Annotated in this window: 14 protein-coding genes and 2 pseudogenes; 9 read left to right on the forward strand and 7 right to left on the reverse strand. The window is 64.7% G+C overall.

Going from position 1 to position 16,042, the window contains the following annotated elements; genetic code table 11:
* From IF809_RS15265 to IF809_RS15280, 4 genes and pseudogenes are all read right to left on the reverse strand, one after another.
* Window positions 1-304 (reverse strand): annotated as a pseudogene (locus IF809_RS15265) (CoA synthetase); the annotation flags it as partial.
* Between the two features lie 31 nt (window positions 305-335).
* Window positions 336-1,649 (reverse strand): tetratricopeptide repeat protein, encoded by a 1,314-nt coding sequence (locus IF809_RS15270; RefSeq protein ID WP_462837935.1) that lies wholly within the window; start codon window positions 1,647-1,649, stop codon window positions 336-338.
* Between the two features lie 10 nt (window positions 1,650-1,659).
* A complete protein-coding gene (locus IF809_RS15275) occupies window positions 1,660-2,670 on the reverse strand; it encodes an aldo/keto reductase (protein ID WP_462837936.1) in 1,011 nt (336 codons plus the stop codon).
* A gap of 309 nt (window positions 2,671-2,979) precedes the next feature.
* Window positions 2,980-3,405, reverse strand: coding sequence for a PaaI family thioesterase (locus tag IF809_RS15280; RefSeq protein WP_462837937.1), 426 nt, complete (start codon window positions 3,403-3,405; stop codon window positions 2,980-2,982).
* A 73-nt stretch (window positions 3,406-3,478) separates the two neighbouring features.
* Between IF809_RS15280 and IF809_RS15285 the strand changes: the two are divergent.
* Both IF809_RS15285 and IF809_RS15290 read left to right on the forward strand, forming a co-directional pair.
* Window positions 3,479-4,104: pseudogene (locus IF809_RS15285) on the forward strand (NUDIX hydrolase).
* Between the two features lie 55 nt (window positions 4,105-4,159).
* Window positions 4,160-5,377: a hypothetical protein gene (locus tag IF809_RS15290; protein WP_128963967.1), complete on the forward strand. Its 1,218-nt coding sequence runs from the start codon at window positions 4,160-4,162 to the stop codon at window positions 5,375-5,377.
* Window positions 5,378-5,514: 137 nt separating this feature from the next.
* Here the strand turns inward: IF809_RS15290 and IF809_RS15295 are convergent, their stop codons facing one another.
* Window positions 5,515-5,817, reverse strand: coding sequence for a hypothetical protein (locus IF809_RS15295; protein WP_128969151.1), 303 nt, complete (start codon window positions 5,815-5,817; stop codon window positions 5,515-5,517).
* 193 nt (window positions 5,818-6,010) lie between these two features.
* On the opposite strand from IF809_RS15295, the gene IF809_RS15300 reads away from it, so the two are divergent.
* From IF809_RS15300 to IF809_RS15320, 5 genes are all read left to right on the forward strand, one after another.
* Window positions 6,011-6,490: a hypothetical protein gene (locus tag IF809_RS15300; protein WP_453994897.1), complete on the forward strand. Its 480-nt coding sequence runs from the start codon at window positions 6,011-6,013 to the stop codon at window positions 6,488-6,490.
* Window positions 6,491-6,677: 187 nt separating this feature from the next.
* Entirely contained in the window at window positions 6,678-7,625 is a 948-nt protein-coding gene (locus IF809_RS15305) for a TAXI family TRAP transporter solute-binding subunit (RefSeq protein WP_453981768.1), read from the forward strand.
* Between the two features lie 204 nt (window positions 7,626-7,829).
* On the forward strand, window positions 7,830-9,941 hold the full coding sequence (locus tag IF809_RS15310) for a TRAP transporter permease (RefSeq protein ID WP_453994899.1): 2,112 nt from the start codon (window positions 7,830-7,832) through the stop codon (window positions 9,939-9,941).
* Window positions 9,938-10,330 (forward strand): DUF1850 domain-containing protein, encoded by a 393-nt coding sequence (locus IF809_RS15315; protein WP_244659259.1) that lies wholly within the window; start codon window positions 9,938-9,940, stop codon window positions 10,328-10,330. Before IF809_RS15310 ends, IF809_RS15315 begins: the two co-directional genes overlap by 4 nt.
* Window positions 10,330-11,136, forward strand: coding sequence for an SDR family NAD(P)-dependent oxidoreductase (locus IF809_RS15320; protein ID WP_453981771.1), 807 nt, complete (start codon window positions 10,330-10,332; stop codon window positions 11,134-11,136). The genes IF809_RS15315 and IF809_RS15320 overlap by 1 nt, the downstream gene beginning before the upstream one ends.
* Before the next feature lie 66 nt (window positions 11,137-11,202).
* On the opposite strand, the gene IF809_RS15325 is transcribed toward IF809_RS15320, so the two are convergent.
* Entirely contained in the window at window positions 11,203-11,973 is a 771-nt protein-coding gene (locus IF809_RS15325) for a hypothetical protein (protein WP_462837938.1), read from the reverse strand.
* Between the two features lie 85 nt (window positions 11,974-12,058).
* On the reverse strand, window positions 12,059-13,603 hold the full coding sequence (locus IF809_RS15330; RefSeq protein ID WP_462837939.1) for a cation:proton antiporter: 1,545 nt from the start codon (window positions 13,601-13,603) through the stop codon (window positions 12,059-12,061).
* A 103-nt stretch (window positions 13,604-13,706) separates the two neighbouring features.
* On the opposite strand from IF809_RS15330, the gene IF809_RS15335 reads away from it, so the two are divergent.
* Entirely contained in the window at window positions 13,707-14,471 is a 765-nt protein-coding gene (locus tag IF809_RS15335) for a tetratricopeptide repeat protein (protein ID WP_462837940.1), read from the forward strand.
* 98 nt (window positions 14,472-14,569) lie between these two features.
* Window positions 14,570-15,952, forward strand: coding sequence for a tetratricopeptide repeat protein (locus IF809_RS15340; RefSeq protein WP_462837941.1), 1,383 nt, complete (start codon window positions 14,570-14,572; stop codon window positions 15,950-15,952).
* The last annotated feature ends 90 nt before the right edge of the window (window positions 15,953-16,042 follow it).

Genomic DNA, 16,042 nt, shown 5'->3' on the forward strand with positions numbered 1-16,042 from the left:
GACAGGTGGCATCGCGCAAGGTCACGGAGCCAGCCCGCACCGCGGCGCCAAACCGCGGCGCGCTGCCGGCTTCGCCGAGCGAGATGGCGCTGGTCTCGAGCGTCTTGACCGCGCCGGCGCCGATCAGGAGATCGGCCTGCAGGCCGCTGATCGGAACACAGATCAGGCGAAGATTGTCGATGCCGGCCTCGATGATGGCGGCGGTCGCGGCCATTGCGACGCCGGAGCGATCGACCGGGACGGCCAGCGATTGGCCAGGGGCAACGCGCGCGGCCAGCGCCTCAAGCGCAACGATCTCGGTCATGGCGTCCTCCGTTATGTTTCGCCATCCTGCCTCAAGCCATCGCCGCCTGCCAGCGCATATCGCGCAAGGAGGGGCGGCGATGCAGGCGGGCGTCGAGGAGCTTGCGGGCGCGCGGCAGCTCGCGGCTGCGGATCAGGGCGAGGAGGAACGCGTCTTCGATCAGTTCGCGCTGGGCATGGCTGCCGCCGATGCGCGCGATTTCGGCAAGGACAGGGTCGAGCTCGCGCACGCACGCCGCGTAATTCTCATCCGCGAAGGCTGCCAGCGCGCGGCAGATCGCTGGCACCACGGGGCCGGCCGGCAGCTTGCCGTCAGCAAGCCGCTGCTCGATCGCGGCAAGGCGGGCGGCAAGCGCTTCGCGATTTTGCGTCGCGGCAGCGAACAGCGCCATGTGGACGTCGGCGAAGGGCAGGCCCGATTTCGGAAACAGCTTTTGCGCGGCGGCGTCGGCCTCGCCCCAGAGCGCCTTCGGCACGCTATGGCCATAGGCCGACAGTCGCCAGAGCAGCGAGGCGCTGTCGGTGATGGCGTTGAGCGGCGGCGCCTGCGTCGCGGAGGGCTGCAGCACGTCGGCATAGATTTGCAGTGCCCGTGTCGCATCGCCGTGCTCGAGTGCGCCGAGCGCCTGGTGCCAGAGGATATGGCCATGCAGGATGCCGGTGCGGTCGTAGGTGGGGATCCACGCATCGACGAGACGGTCGGCGTCCTCGATCGAGCCGTCCTCGAACATCGCATGCAGCACGGCATGTGTGGCGTGGGCGTTGGCGCGGCGCAGATCGAAGCCGCGCTCGGTGACAGCGCGGCCGCGGACAACGTCGCCATTCTCGGTCATCGCCCAGCCGGACATGGTGAGAAACCACCAGTCTTCGCCGTAATGATGCGCAACGCGCTGGCAGAGCTCATGCCGCGCACGGTCATGGTCGGGCATGCCGGAGAACGCGAACAGGCCGAACGCGCCGAGAGGCAGGGACAGCACCATGGCATCGCGCGGCCACGCATCGACATGTTTCAGCATCGCCGCGATCGCGTCGGGGCCGCGGCCCTCGATCGCAAGCGCCAGCGTCTCGACATGGGAGCGCTCGCGCTCCGTGCCGCTGATGGCGACAAGTTCGCGCGCCAAGGCTGCCTTGCTGCGCGCGAGATCGCCCTGCTGATAGAACGCATGCACGCGCGCGCGGGCGATATGGGCCAGCGCGAAACCCGGATCGGCCGCGATGGCGCGCTCCAGCGCCTCCGCCGTGCCGGTCCACCCCGAGAGCATGAGGTCGACGCCTTCGCGATAGGCGGACGCGGCCTGATCGGACGTGGTGGAAAGCGGCAGCCCGTAGCGGTCTTCAAGCGCCATCGTCGTCCCCTCACGCCGTCCGCGCGCGGCGTCCTTCGATCGGATAGGCGGGGTCATTGTAGCCCGGCGTCGACGGATGGCCCGGCACGACCAGCCGGTCGATCAGCGCCTCGTCTTCCGCTGTGAAGCGGTAGTCGAGCGCGCTGATATAGCCGTCCCACTGCTCCTCGGTGCGCGGGCCTGCGACGATGGAGGAGACGAAGGCGGAGTTCAGAACCCAGGCCACCGCGAACTGGCCCGCGGTGATGCCCTTCTTCTCAGCGTGGGTCTTGATCTCCTGCGCCAGCTGGAGGGATTCCGGCCGCCACTCTGTCTGCATCATGCGGGCGTCGTTGCGGCCCGCCCGCGTGTCCTTGTCGGGGGCCGCATCGGGCTTGTACTTGCCGGTGAGCACGCCGCGCGCCAGCGGGCTATAGGGCACGATGCCGAGACCATAATAGGAGCAAGCCGGAAAATGCTCGACCTCGGGCATGCGGTTCATCGCATTGTAATAAGGCTGGCTCACCACCGGGCGGTCGATGCCGAGCCGGTCGCAGATGTTGCAGATCTCGGCGACGCGCCAGGCGCGGTAGTTGGAAACGCCGAAATAGCGGATCTTGCCTGATCGGACCAGATCGCCCATCGCGCGCACCGTCTCCTCCAGCGGTGTCGTATGGTCTTCCTTGTGCAGATAGTAGATGTCGATGTGGTCGGTCCCGAGCCGCGTCAAGCTCTCATCGGCGGCTTGCAGCACCCAGCGCCGCGACAGCCCGACGCGGTTGGGATCACTGCCCATCGGGTTGGCGAGCTTTGTCGCGAGCACCCAGGCGTGGCGATTGCTCGCGATGGCACGGCCGACGACCTCTTCGGAGCCGCCTTTCGAATAGGCGTCGGCAGTGTCGATGAAGTTGATGCCCGCGTCATGTGCCTTCGCAATGATCCGCTTTGATGCCGCCTCATCCGTCGGTCCGCCGAACATCATGGTGCCCAGACAAATCGGCGACACTTTCAGGCCGCTGCGGCCGAGCTGGCGGTATTGCATGGGCTGTTTCCTCGGGGCTTCTGTTGTGGAGCAACATAGCCGCCCTGTCCCGTCATTGCGAGCGCAGCGAAGCAGTCCAGAGATGCGTCCGTGGAAACACCTGAATTGCTTGATCGCTACGCTTCTCGCAATGAAGGCGTTTGCTGGCCACACCCTCAGCTGTCATCGCCCGACTTGATCGGGCGATCCAGTATTCCAGAGGCAGTCGTGATAGAGCCGCGAAGCTGCGGCGTACTGGGTCGCCCGGTCAAGCCGGGCGACGACAGCGGAGTGTGTGGTGTGCCGCGGTGGCAGCCTCGCTGAGTGATCCTACCCCGGCCCCTTCAGGATCTTGAACACGCCGTTGGCCATCACGATGCAGCGGTCGTCGACCGTCACTTCGGTGCTCATGAAGATCAGGCTGCGGGTCGAGCGCACCACGCGGGGGCGGGAGATCAGGATGTCGCCGATCTGGCCGGCCTCGACGAAATGGGTGTCGAGCTGCACCGTCGCCATGTATTCCTTGCCGGAGACGTAGCGGGCGGTCATGCCGCAGGTGCGGTCCGCAAAGGTCATCATCACGCCGCCCTGGACCATGCCGCGGCGGTTGTGGTGCTTGTCCTCGGTCGCAAGTGCGAATTCGTAGTGGCCGTCGAGCTTGCGCTCCCACAAGGGACCGACCAGATGCATGAAGCCCGTGGTCTCCAGGATGCTCCAGCCGTCCGATTTGAGCTTTGCTGCGGCCTTGCTCGTCATCGCTCTGTCCATCCTTGTGACGCTTGGTTCGTCCCTCGTTTCATCGAGCGCGATCCTGGTGTAGTCAAGCATCATGAGAGCTTTCGGCGATGCCACCAGACGGAATATCGCAGAGGCCTGCGCAGCGTTTGCGCGGCTGCCTGATGCGGCCGAGCCGTCGGCACTGAAGCGCGCCGCAGTGGTGCTTGCGCTGACCGCGTCGGACGACGGCGACGACACTGCGTTTCTGCTCACCAGGCGCGCATCGAGCTTGCGCTCCCATCGCGGGCAATGGGCGCTGCCAGGTGGACGATGTGACGCCGGCGAGACGCCGGTCGAGGCGGCGCTGCGCGAACTCGACGAGGAGCTTGCGCTCCGGCTTCCAGCCGATTCCGGCTCGGCCTGCTTGACGACTATCCGACGCGCTCCGGCTATCTGATCACGCCGGTCGTGGTCTGGGCGGAGGAGAGCGCCGCGATGATGCCGAACCCGGACGAGGTCGCCTCCGTTCACCGCATCGCGCTCGACACCATCGAACGCGACGGCGCCTTCGACTTTACTGACATCCCCGAGAGCCCCCGCCGCGTGATCCGCTTTCATCACCAGATGAGCCTGATCCACGCGCCGACGGCGGCCCTGATCTACCAGTTCCGCGAGGTGCTGGCCGGGCGGCAGACCCGCGTCACCGACTTGGAACAGCCCGTATTCGCCTGGAAATGAGATGGTAAACGGCGTGTTAACGTGACGGTTACCGGATGCCTGCTAAGAGGGCAGCATGCATCATTCGATTCGAAATCACCTGGCGCTGGTTCCACTCGCGCTCGTCCTGCTCGTCCCCGCCGCCCATGGCGGCGAGTCCGACGCGCTGCCATCAGCCGTCCGCAATGCGCATGCCCAGCTGTTGTCGCAGTTCTTCGCGCAAGGCGGCGGGGCATCGCCGGCCGTGCTCGAATATCGGCGCAAGCTGGCCGAATATCAGGCGGCGCGCGCCGCGTTCGATGAGGAGGCCGGCGCTTATTGGAGTCAGATCTCCGAGAAGCGGAAAGGCCGCAATGCCAAGCGACGCAACGGGCAGCAGATCACGCTGGACGATTACGTGCTCGAGCATCCGCCTGTTTATACCGGACCGAAGCGGCCGGTGAATCCCGAGCCGGAGGAGACGCCCGAGCGTCCCACCCGAAAGCCGATCCCCGTTGTCGCCGATCTCTTGCGCGCGGCGCAGGATCTCTATCAGTTCACGCCGCAGCGCCCCTCGAGCGAGGTCGAGTTCAAGCGCGCCTATGCGCGTTACGCGCTCGCGTCGGGCCTGACGCGCGAACAGGCGGTGCGGGTCTATTCCTTCGAGACCGGCGGCACCGGCACGTTCGACGTGCAGGCGGGCATCGAGCACGGCGGCAGGCGCGCGATCTCGACTGCGATGGGCTACAACCAGTTGCTGACCACCAACAGCGTCGAGCTGCTCGCCGAGCAGGGCCATGAACTCATTCGCGCGCTCTCCGACAAGGTGGCGCGCACCTCGGGCCCGGCGCGCCAAGCGCTCGAACATAAGCTCACCGTGCTGAAGAAGATGGTGGCGCATGCGAAGTCGGTGCCTGACACCTGGTCCGAGCACGAGAAGATCGGCAACACCGCGCAGGGCTGGGCCATGCATGCGATGGTGCTCGACGTCGACATCGGGCCGATGCTGCAGACCCACAAGCTCCTGACCTCGGTGCTGTTCGCGCGGGCCAAGGGCTACAATCGTCCGCTCACCGCCGCAGAGCTCGAGATGATGAACCTCACCGGCGACGGCACCGGCTTCGACATGGTGACGATGCCGCAGGCGATGCGGGAGCAGGTGCCGACTTCGAACTTCTTCCAGCGCAGTGGCTACGAGCGTAACCCGGTGGCGATCCGCCACAACACGGTGGCGAAGCTGCTCGCGGTCACGGACGCGCGGATGGACAGCAACAGCAACAACGCCGGCGCACGGGAGCTGGCGGCGGTGTTTTAGGACGGTTTTGTAGGGTGGGTCAGCGAGCTGCGGTAGGGTGGGCAAAGCGGAGCGTGCCCACCATTTTTCGTGGGCAGGGCGCTTCGCGCCATTGCCCACCCTAGGGCAGCTGCGTTTGTGGCGAGTGCCAGCGTCTCTTACTGATCTGGGCCGAACTTGAACCGGCCGTCGCCTTCCAGATATTGTCCGCTGCGCATGTAAAGCTGGCCGTTCTGGCCAATGAAGAACAGCGTGCCTTTGGGGACCTTCTTGGCACCCTTCAGGAGCTCACCGGCATTGCTGGTGCCCATCTTGTAGGAAAAGGTCTTGCCTTCCTTGTCATAGGCATAGCCGGTATCCGGCTTGAGCTCCCACGGCGTTGCCGCGTTTTGCGCGCATGCGGGAACGGCGAACGCGCCAAGCGCGGCCGCGATTGCAAATGTCTTGATTGAAAATGCCATCATCTATCCTCCCCGCTATTGGGGTGTCCGCTTGAACAAATCACGAACAGCATTTGCGGGTCAATCCTCGATGTCGCGGCAGCGCATCACGTCTTGCCTAGCAGTTTGTGATTTTCCCTTCGCTCCCTCGCGACTATGTTCCGCTTTCCGTCTAGAACGCAATCCGACAAAGATATTGGTGGGGATGATTCGAATGCGCCATGTCGTTAAACTTTGCTGGGCTGCCTTGATGTCGCTGACGGCGCTGGCGCCGGCCGCCCGGGCCGATGATTACCAACTCAGCCACAACCAGCGGATTTCGTGCAGCCGCGGCCTCGCCCCGGGCAAGCTCAACACCGCGACCTGCAAGTCCTACACCTATCTCTTCAACATCAAGACCTCGGAATATTTCCGCTGCCAGGTCTCGCTGGCCCTGACCCGCGACAACAAGGAGGTCATAAACGTCCAGACCGACGGTGGCTGCACCAAGAAGCCCCGCATTTTCGAGACCGACGGGCACTATGATTTCGATGCGACCGAGACCGAGCCGCCGAACACCAACTCGTTCTTCGGCCCCGGCGGTTACTCGATCTGGGCGGCCGACATGACCGCGCAGAAGGTCCGCGGCTGCATCACCATCTCTTCGGGTCTCGGCTCCGATATTTCCAAATGCCTGGACATGACGTTCCAGTGAGGGGGCGCCAGGAAGGGCTTGCCAGTGACGGCGGGCGCGTGACTGCGCCACGTCGCCGCACCTGTCGAGTTCCCTGAAAAGCAAGGCAAAACGGCCATTTACCGCAGCCCTGTTTTGTCTTTTGGATGGGTTGACCCATGCCTCTCATCCGGCCAATTTCGCCGCCGGTTTGGGGAGTGCAACAACCATGAAACGGACGATTTTCGGTGCGGCCGCGGCTCTTGCTCTGGCGGCGTCGCCGCCTTGTGCGCAGGCGCAATCCTTCATCAACGTGCTGACCGGCGGCACCTCCGGCGTCTATTATCCGCTTGGCGTCGCGATCGGGAAGATCTACGGCGACAAGATTCCGAACGTGAAGACGCAGGTGCAGGCCACCAAGGCGTCGGTCGAAAATCTCATCCTGCTGCAGCAGGGGCGCGGCGAACTGGCGTTCACGCTGGGCGATTCCCTGAAAGCCGCCTGGGACGGCGACGAGGAGGCCGGCTTCAAGACCAAGCTCGACAAGCTCAGGACCATCGGCGCGATCTATCCGAACTACATCCAGATCGTCGCCACTGCCGACAGCGGCATCAAGACGCTGGCCGATCTCAAGGGCAAAAGCCTGTCGGTCGGTGCGCCGAAGTCAGGCACGGAGCTGAACTCGCGCGCGATCCTTGCCGCTGCCGGCATGAGCTACAAGGATCTCGGCAAGGTCGAATACCTTCCGTTCGCCGAATCGGTCGATCTCATGAAGAATCGCCAGTTGGCCGCGACCCTGCAGTCGGCCGGCCTTGGTGTCGCCTCGCTGAAGGATCTGTCGACCTCGAGCCCGATCACGGTTGTGTCGGTGCCGAAGGAGACCGTGGACAAGATCGGACCGCCCTTCATCTCGGCGGTCATTCCGGCGAACACCTATACCGGCCAGGACAAGGACGTGCCGACCGCGGCCGTGGTCAATTATCTCGTGACCAGCTCCGCCGTCTCTGACGACCTCGCCTATCAAATGACGAAACTGGTCTACGAGTCGCTGCCCGAGCTCGCCAACGCGCATGCGGCCGGCAAGGAGATCAAGCTCGAGACCGCAGCCACCGGCAGCCCGGTTCCGCTGCATCCCGGCGCGATCCGCTATTACAAGGAAAAAGGGCTGATCAAGTAAGGTCGGCTCTCCAAGTAGGGCGTCATGGCCGGGCTTGTCCCGGCCTCCACGTTCTGAGGCTAGCCAAGAGAGTTCGTGGATGCCCGGGCCTTCGCCGCGCCGAAGCGGCTTCGGCCCCGCAGGCGGGACAAGCCCGGGCATGACTGCGCGGATAGACCGTGCCACTCTCACTGAACATGATGTCGGACTTGGGGCGATTTGAGAATGCTGGAAAAGGCAGAGGGCACGGGAGCCCCCATCAAAGTCGAGTTCGACAATTTCGAGCATGGCTTCCCGGAAGGCTTCGGGCCGGGCTGGTGGGGCGCGCTCGCCTACTGGATCGGCATCGCCTTTGCGACCTTCCAGCTCTATGTCGCCGCCTTCAACTATCTGCCGAGCCAGGTGGTGCGCGGCGTCCATGTCGGCTTCCTGATTCTGCTCACCTTCGGCCTGATCGCCAACTTCACCGCGAAGAGCAATTTTGGCCGTGCGGTGGGCTGGGCGATCGGCGCCGCGGGCTTCTTCTGCGGCCTCTATCAGTGGATCTTCTATGCCGATCTGATCGCGCGCGATGGCGATCCGACCAGGCTCGATCTCGCGGTCGGCACGCTGCTCGCGGTGTTGATCTTCGAGGGCACGCGGCGCCTGATGGGCGCGGCACTGCCGCTGATGTGCGGCGCGTGTCTCGTGTACTGGTTCTTCGGCCAATACCTCCCATCGCCGCTGAATCATCGCGGCTATGATTTCGACCAGATCGTCACGCATTTGTCCTACGGCACCGAGGGTTTTTACGGCGTTCCGATCTACGTCTCGGCGACGTATATCTTCCTCTTCATCCTGTTCGGCTCGTTCCTGGAGCGCGCCGGCATGATCCAGCTGTTCACCGACGTCTCGCTCGGCCTGTTCGGCCGCACCCGCGGCGGACCGGCCAAGGTTGCGGTGTTTGCCTCGGGCATGATGGGCACGATCTCCGGATCAGGGGTCGCCAACGTCGTCACCGTCGGCCAGTTCACCATTCCCCTGATGATCAGGTTCGGCTATCGCCGCGCCTTCGCGGCCGGCGTCGAGGCGACCGCTTCGATGGGCGGGCAGATCATGCCGCCGGTGATGGGCGCCGTCGCCTTCATCATGGCCGAGACGCTCGGCGTCCAGTATTCCGAGATTGTCAAAGCCGCTGCGATCCCCGCGATCCTTTATTTTGCCTCCGCATTCTGGATGGTGCATCTGGAAGCCGGCAAGCACGGCCTTACCGGCATGAAGCGCTCGGAGACTCCGAGCGCCTGGAACGCGCTGGTGAAGGGCTGGTACCTCGTGCTGCCGCTCGCCGCACTCGTCTACATGCTGTTCGAAGGTTTTACGCCGCTCTACGCCGGCAGCATGGGTCTTGCACTGACGGTGGCGCTGATCCTGGGGGCGAGCATCACGGCGGGCGCCTCCTCCAATGTGATCCGCACCATCTTCTGGATCGGCCTTGCGCTCGTCGTCGCGGCGCTCTCGCGCGACGGCCTGAAGATCGTGCCGGTCGGCTGTGTCGTCGTCGCGCTGATCCTGATCACCGCCTTCGTCCGCGGCGGGATGGCCGCGTTGCGCTCCTGCCGCGACTCGCTGGCCGAAAGCGCAAAATCCGCCATCACCGTCGGCATGGCCTGCGCGATCGTCGGCGTCATCATCGGCATGATGTCGCAAACCGGCGTCGGCACCATCTTCGGCAGCTGGGTGATCGGTCTTGGCGAGAAGAGCCTGTTCTTGGCGCTGATCATGACGATGCTGCTGTCCATTCTGCTCGGCACCGGCATTCCGACCATCCCGACCTACATCATCACCGCCGCGCTCGCAGCACCTGCGCTGGCGAAACTCGGTGTGCCCTTGATCGCGAGCCACATGTTCGCGTTCTACTACGGCATCATGGCCGACCTCTCGCCGCCGGTGGCGCTGGCCGCGCTCGCGGCGGCGCCGATCGCGAAGGAGAATCCGGACAAGATCGGCTGGGAGGCGATGCGGATTGCGCTCGCCGGCTACGTCATCCCCTTCATCTTCGTCTATTCGCCGGCACTCATGCTGCAGGCCGGCGATCCCATGGCGGCAAAGCTTGGTTTCTATGGCGCGGTGGCGCTGGCAAGCTTCAAGGCGCTGGTAGCGATCGCGCTGTTCGGCATGGTTGCGATCGGCTTCCTGTTCACGCGGCTGACGCTGATCGAACGCCTCGTGGCGCTCGGCGCCGCGCTGTGTCTGCTCGGGGACTTCCCGTTCAGCGACACGGCCGGCTTCGTTCTGTCCGCTGCGCTGGTGCTATGGCAGTGGCGGCAACGCCCGCCAGCCGTGGTCGAGCCGGCGTGAGCCTCTGCTTCGCAACAGCCGGCAGCGTGAAGGCGCTGGCGCTGTCCACGTTCACGCTGGTGTGGACGCATTCGATCGCCAAGGTCGACTGGCAGGAAGATTGGCGCGTCACGCCTGCAGGACTCGAGCTGGTGCAGGCCCGCGTCAAAGGCACCGGCCCCGGCATGGAGCCGCCGCCCGAGGCGCGGCTCGTCGATGGCTGGTTTCAGTGGCAGCCGACGCGCGCACCGATGCCGGAGGTCGTGCTCGGCAATTCCGGCGCCGCAGGGGAATGGCGGCTATGCCATGATGGACGCTGCCAGACGCTTTCGGAGATTGTCGGCCATCCCATCGGTGCTAACGTCACCACGATGCGTATCTGCGGCGAACAGCAGAAGGGAGACAAATGATGGACCGGCTCAAGGGCAAGGTTGCGATGGTGGTGGGCGCCGGCTCGATCGGGCCTGGCTGGGGCAACGGCAAGGCGACCGCGGTGACCTTTGCGCGCGAGGGCGCGCAGGTGTTTTGCGTCGATCGCAATGGCGCGGCCGCGGAGGAGACCGCCAAGATCATCGCCGGCGAAGGCGGCAAGGCGACCGCGTTCACCGCCGACGTCTCGCGGCCTGCCGAGATCGAGGCGATGGTCGCCGCATGCCTGAAGACCTATGGCCGGATCGACGTGCTCGACAACAATGTCGGCATCGCCGAGATGGGCAGCGTGGTCGAGGTCACCGAGGAGAGCTGGGATCGCGTCTTCAGCGTCAACCTCAAGAGCGCCTATTTCGCCATGAAGCACGTGATCCCGGTCATGGTGAAGCAGGGCGGCGGCTCGATCATCAACATCTCCTCGATCGCCTCGATCCGCCACATGGGCATCTCCTACGTCACCTATGGCACGTCGAAGGCGGCAATGAACCAGATGACGCGCACCACCGCGATCGAGTTCGCGCGCCATCATGTGCGGGTGAATGCGATCCTGCCCGGCCTGATGAAGACGCCGATGGTCGAGCATTCCGCCGGCCTCGCCAACAGCTACGCCAAGGGTGATGTCGAGGCGATGTGGCGTGCCCGCGACGCGCAGGTGCCGATGGGCCACATGGGCGATGCCTTCGACGTCGCCAACGCCGCGCTATTCCTGGCGTCGGACGAGTCGAAATATGTGACGGGGATCGAGCTCGTGGTCGACGGCGGGATCACGTGCAAGGCGGGGGCGTAGGCTTCGCCGCGCCCCCCGCAGTCGTTCCGGATCCGCACTTCGCTCGTCCGGGAAGAGGGTGGAGATCTACTGCGCCAGCGCCAGGATTCCGCCGGCGAACGCGTGCCACGCCGCGCTTTCGCTGATCGGCCAGTTCAGTACTTTCAGCGCCAGCAGCGCGAGCGTGCCGTAGATGTAGACCGGATGGACGCGGCCCTCGTTGCGCCAGTCCCGCACCATGGCGAGGACGAGCAGGAGCGAGGCAACCACGGCCGGCGCGATCGTCACCGGCACCGGAGGCGGGCCGGGCGGTCCGGGAGGGGCCAGGAAAGTCAGGAACCAGCGCGCGATCGCGGCATCGAGGATCGAAACTGCCGCGAGCAGCATCAATCGCTTGTGGATCTCGGGTTTGCGTGTGTTCATGATCGCAAGCACGAACACCACGGCAAAGAACGCGATCCCGCTCATCGGCACGATCGCGAAGCCGATGCCGGCCTCGCGCTGCCCGAGCTCCGCGGAATGCTTCATCACATGCACGGAGGCGAGGAAGCCGAAGATCGTCATGGCGGTCGCGAGCGAGACCCCGACGACGCCGAACGACCGGTGATTGATCACGCGTCCCGAGGCCGCGAGCCAGGTCTGGACCACGAAATAGAAAGACCAGGTGAAGAAGATCAGTCCGTGAAAATGAATCACCGGGCTCCCGGAGAACGTCCGGTGGGCGAGCGGCACGAAATAGGTCGGTGCGAAGCCGAGAAACGCGGTGGCCGCGCAGGCCAGCGCCATGTGGAAATAGAAATACCGTGCAGGCGACGCATCACGCGCGCGTACACGACGGTCGTCGATCAAGGTCGTCATCTGGGATGAGTCTGGGCAGGCCGCATTTGGTTCAATGCGCCGACCTCCCGCCCTGACGCGCAGAGGCAGGCGAGGCGGGAAGGGCTCAGCCTCCCGCGCTCAATTCCGCCCGATCCAGCTCCTCCTCGATCCGGTGGAACGCGTCGTCGCCGATCACTTCGGTGGCGCGGAGCTCGAAGATGGACCTGCGCGCGGCAGCGATGGCGCGGCGGCGCAGGGGATCGGCAGGCAGCTCACCGTTGGCGATGCCGCCGTGCGGATCGTCGTCGGCTTGCATCAGGATGGCGCGGTATTCCAGCCGCAGGATTTCGGCCTCCTCGGACGGATCGTCCTCGATCGCGTCGAGCGCAGCGCGATAGGCGATGGTACGTGCGCGCGCGACCTCGATCCCGACGGGATCGTCGTCCTTGAGTCCGAAGGCCAGGATCAGCGGCCGCAGCGTCAGGCCCTGGACGATCAGCGATCCCAGCACCACCGCAAAGGCGATGAAGACGATGAAATCGCGATAGGGAAAATTCTCCGGCAGCGCGAAGGCCGTGGCGAGCGTGACGAGACCACGCATGCCGCACCAGGAGATGATGAGACCGCCCTTCGGGGAGGCCACGGTGTTGGGATCTTTCGGATGATAGATCCTTTGCGAGATCAACACGCGCAGCGTTGTGCGGTAGAACGTCACCCAGAGCAGCCGCACCAGCACCACCGTCAGCAGGATCCAGGCGGCGGCCATGCAATATTCCCAGCGCACGTCCGTTTCCAGCCGCGTCCAGATCGGACGCATCTGCATGCCGATCAACATGAAGGCGAGCACATTGAGCACGAACACGGTCGTCTCCCACACGGCATAGGACGGCACCCGCAGCCGCGCCGGCATGCGCATCCCCGCTCCGCGCGCCATCGTCATCGCATAGACGACGATGGTGAGAATGCCGGAAAGGCCGAGATGCTCGGCGGCGATCCAGACCAGGAAGGTGGTGGCGAACTGCACGATGATCGCGCTCGGTGCCTCCTTCACCCGTTCAATGAACAGGGGAATGATGCGCCCTGCAAGAAAACCGGCGATGACACTGCCGACGAGTGCCAGCGTCATGATCGGCGCAACCTGGCCCCATGTCAGATGCTCGGTGACGACAGCGCCGACCGCGATACGATAGATCAGCAGCGCGGTCGCATCGTTGAGCAGGCTCTCGCCTTCCAGCACCTTCACCATGCGGTAGGGCAGCTTCACCTGGCTCAGGATCGCGACTGCGGCTGCTGCGTCCGGTGGCGCCACGATCGCGCCCAGCGCCACGGCGGCGGCCCAGGGCATCCCGGGCATCAGCCGGTGCGCAACATAGGCAACGCCCGCCGTGGTCAGGCCAACCGCGGCGACAACCAGGGTGGAGACCGGAACCCAATTGCTGCGCAGATCCCGCAGCGAGGTGTCGAAGGCGGCATCGAGCAGGACTGGCGCGACAAAAAGGGCCAACGCCAGGTCCGGCTGCAGCGTCCAGGTCGGACTATCGGGCACGAAGGCGATCAGTGCGCCGCCGATGGCGAGAAAGGTCGGGTAGGGGACCTTGATCCGCCGCGCCAGCGCCGATAATGCAACGGCGCCGAGCAGAAGCACGATGATCCATTCGAATGTCGACAAATTGGTCCCCGAAACCGATGTGAACGGCGCAACACGCTAGCACCAATCCGGCCGTATGATGGATAGTGTACCCAGAAAGCAAGGCGATCCGACTGCAACAAGCATGCGTTTTCAGAATCTCATTCGATTGTCAGCCGCCCTAATGCTCTCTGCGCTCTGGAGCGGCCTGGCACGGGGGGCGACCGGCGGCGAGCCGGCTGCCGTCGTGCAGGTCGACGTCGCGGCGTGCCTTGCGGCAGCCGCGGCCGATGACATGGACAAAGCGGGCCCGGCCTGCGCTGCCGTCATCGACAACGAGAAGACCGCAAAGCCCGACCTGGTCAAGGCGCTGGTCGCGCGCGGCGCGTTGCTGGCACGACATGACCAGATCGACCGTGCCATCGCCGACGACAGCCGTGCCTTGCAGCTCGATCCCACGCTTGCCGACGTCTTCAACGCGCGCGGCGAGCTTTGGCTGAAAAAGGGAGACAAGCCGAAAGCCGTGCAGGATTTCGGCGCGGCGCTGAAGATCGACCCGAACCACGAAAAGGCCAAGGCCAATCACAGGGCGATGGCACGCGAGCTCGAACGGATGGGCGCGCAGATGGCGGTCGCCGGCAAGCCCAGCTTCAATTGCGCGGGCGCGCGCCGCCCGGTCGAGAAGGCGATCTGCGCAAACCACGAGCTCGCCGATCTCGACCGCGAGGTCTATGCCGCCAATGCGCGCGTGATCCGCGAAGCGCGCGATGCAGGTGAGGCCAGGAAACTTCAGCGTGAGCAGGATGATTTCATCGCCCGCCGCAATGCCGGATTTGGCCGGCCGGGTTACGATATAAAGAAGGCGATGCAGGAGCGGCTGCAGCGATTGAACGGGGCGGATGGATATTAACGGTCTTTCGGCCTCCTGACGCTGAAAGCTGCCGCATTTTGAACCGATCCCTCGCCCGCCGCGACAATGGAAAAACCCGATGTTGCGGAGCTTTCCTCATGTGCGGCACGCGTTCTTCCGCGCAAATCGTCCCGTTCACAAACCCATTGCGCGCCTTCCTTCTCGGAGCGGCAATCAGTCTTGTCCTCGCCGTTCCAGCATCGGCCGCCGCCGACTGCGTGACGGGCAGCAAGGCCGCCCCGGCGGAGATCATCAACTCGTGCAGCGCCATCATCGACCAGACCTCGAATCCGAATTCCGACCGCGTTGCAGCGCTGCTGGTCCGAGCCGATGCCAATGCGCGGACATCGGGCGGGCTCACGCAAGCGCTGCGAGACATTGATCGCGCCATCGCGCTCGACGCCCGGAACGCGCGCGCCTGGCGGCTGCGTGGCGACCTGTTGCGGCAGGCGGGCGGTGATCTCAACCGCGCCACGTCCGATCTCAGCAAGGCCATTGAGCTCGATCCGCAGGACGCCGAAGCCTATGAACTGCGCGGCGTCGCCTACACCAATCAGCGCCGGCTCGACCGTGCGATTGCCGACTACGACCAGGCCATCAAGCTGAAGCCGGATGATGCGCAGGCATGGTCCGATCGCGGCGCGACCTACTATCTCAACGGCGATAACGAGAAGGCGATCGCCGATCTCAGCGAGGCCTTGCGGCTCGATCCCAACCGGGCGCGCAGCTATACCAACCGCGGCGCTGCCTACAAGAAGCTCGGGCAGCTCGACAAATCGATTGCCGACGACAGCGAGGCGATCAGGCTCGATCCGAAAGTGCCGGAATATTACGACAATCGCGGGCTCTCCTACGCGGCGATGAAGGACTACGATAAGGCGATAGCCGATTACGATCAGGCGCTGCGATTGGCACCGCGGCCCAACTTCTTCACCAACCGCGGCGATTCCTACCAGTTCAAGGGTGAGTTCGGTGCCGCGCTCAGCGATTACGAGGCCGCGCTGAAGCTCGATCCCGACTTCGCGAAGACCTACAACAACCGCGCCGTGCTCTATTCCAAGATGGGCGAGCGCAAGAAGGCGCTGGCCGACTACGAGACCGCGCTGCGGCTCGACCCCGGTAACGAGAACGCCGCGAACGGCCGTCGCACCATGATGGCGGAGATCGCGAAGTTCGGCGCCGAATCGCCACGGCCGCTGGCCGCCAATTCCGGCAACGGACCGTCATTCGATTGCGCGGATGCGAAGCGCGAAGTCGAGAAAGTGATCTGCGCCGACCCACAGCTTGGAATCCTCGACCGCCAGATCGCCGAAACCTATGAGCGCGTGCTGAAATCGATGAGCCGTCGCTCGGCGGCCGGCCTTCGCAAATCTCAGCACGAGTTCCTCGCCACCCGCGACGCCAGCTTCCGCCGCCCCGGGTATGACCTGAAAAAGGTCATGCAGGACCGCTTGCAGCGCTTGAACGCGATGCAGGGCTAGGTTCTTCCTCTCTCGCCGCAGGCGGGGCGAGGGGCTCGCTACCCGTGCACAACCGTGCCTCCTCCAAAAAGCCTATCCTTATGGGCTTGA

This window comes from Bradyrhizobium sp. UFLA06-24 (assembly GCF_054967145.1).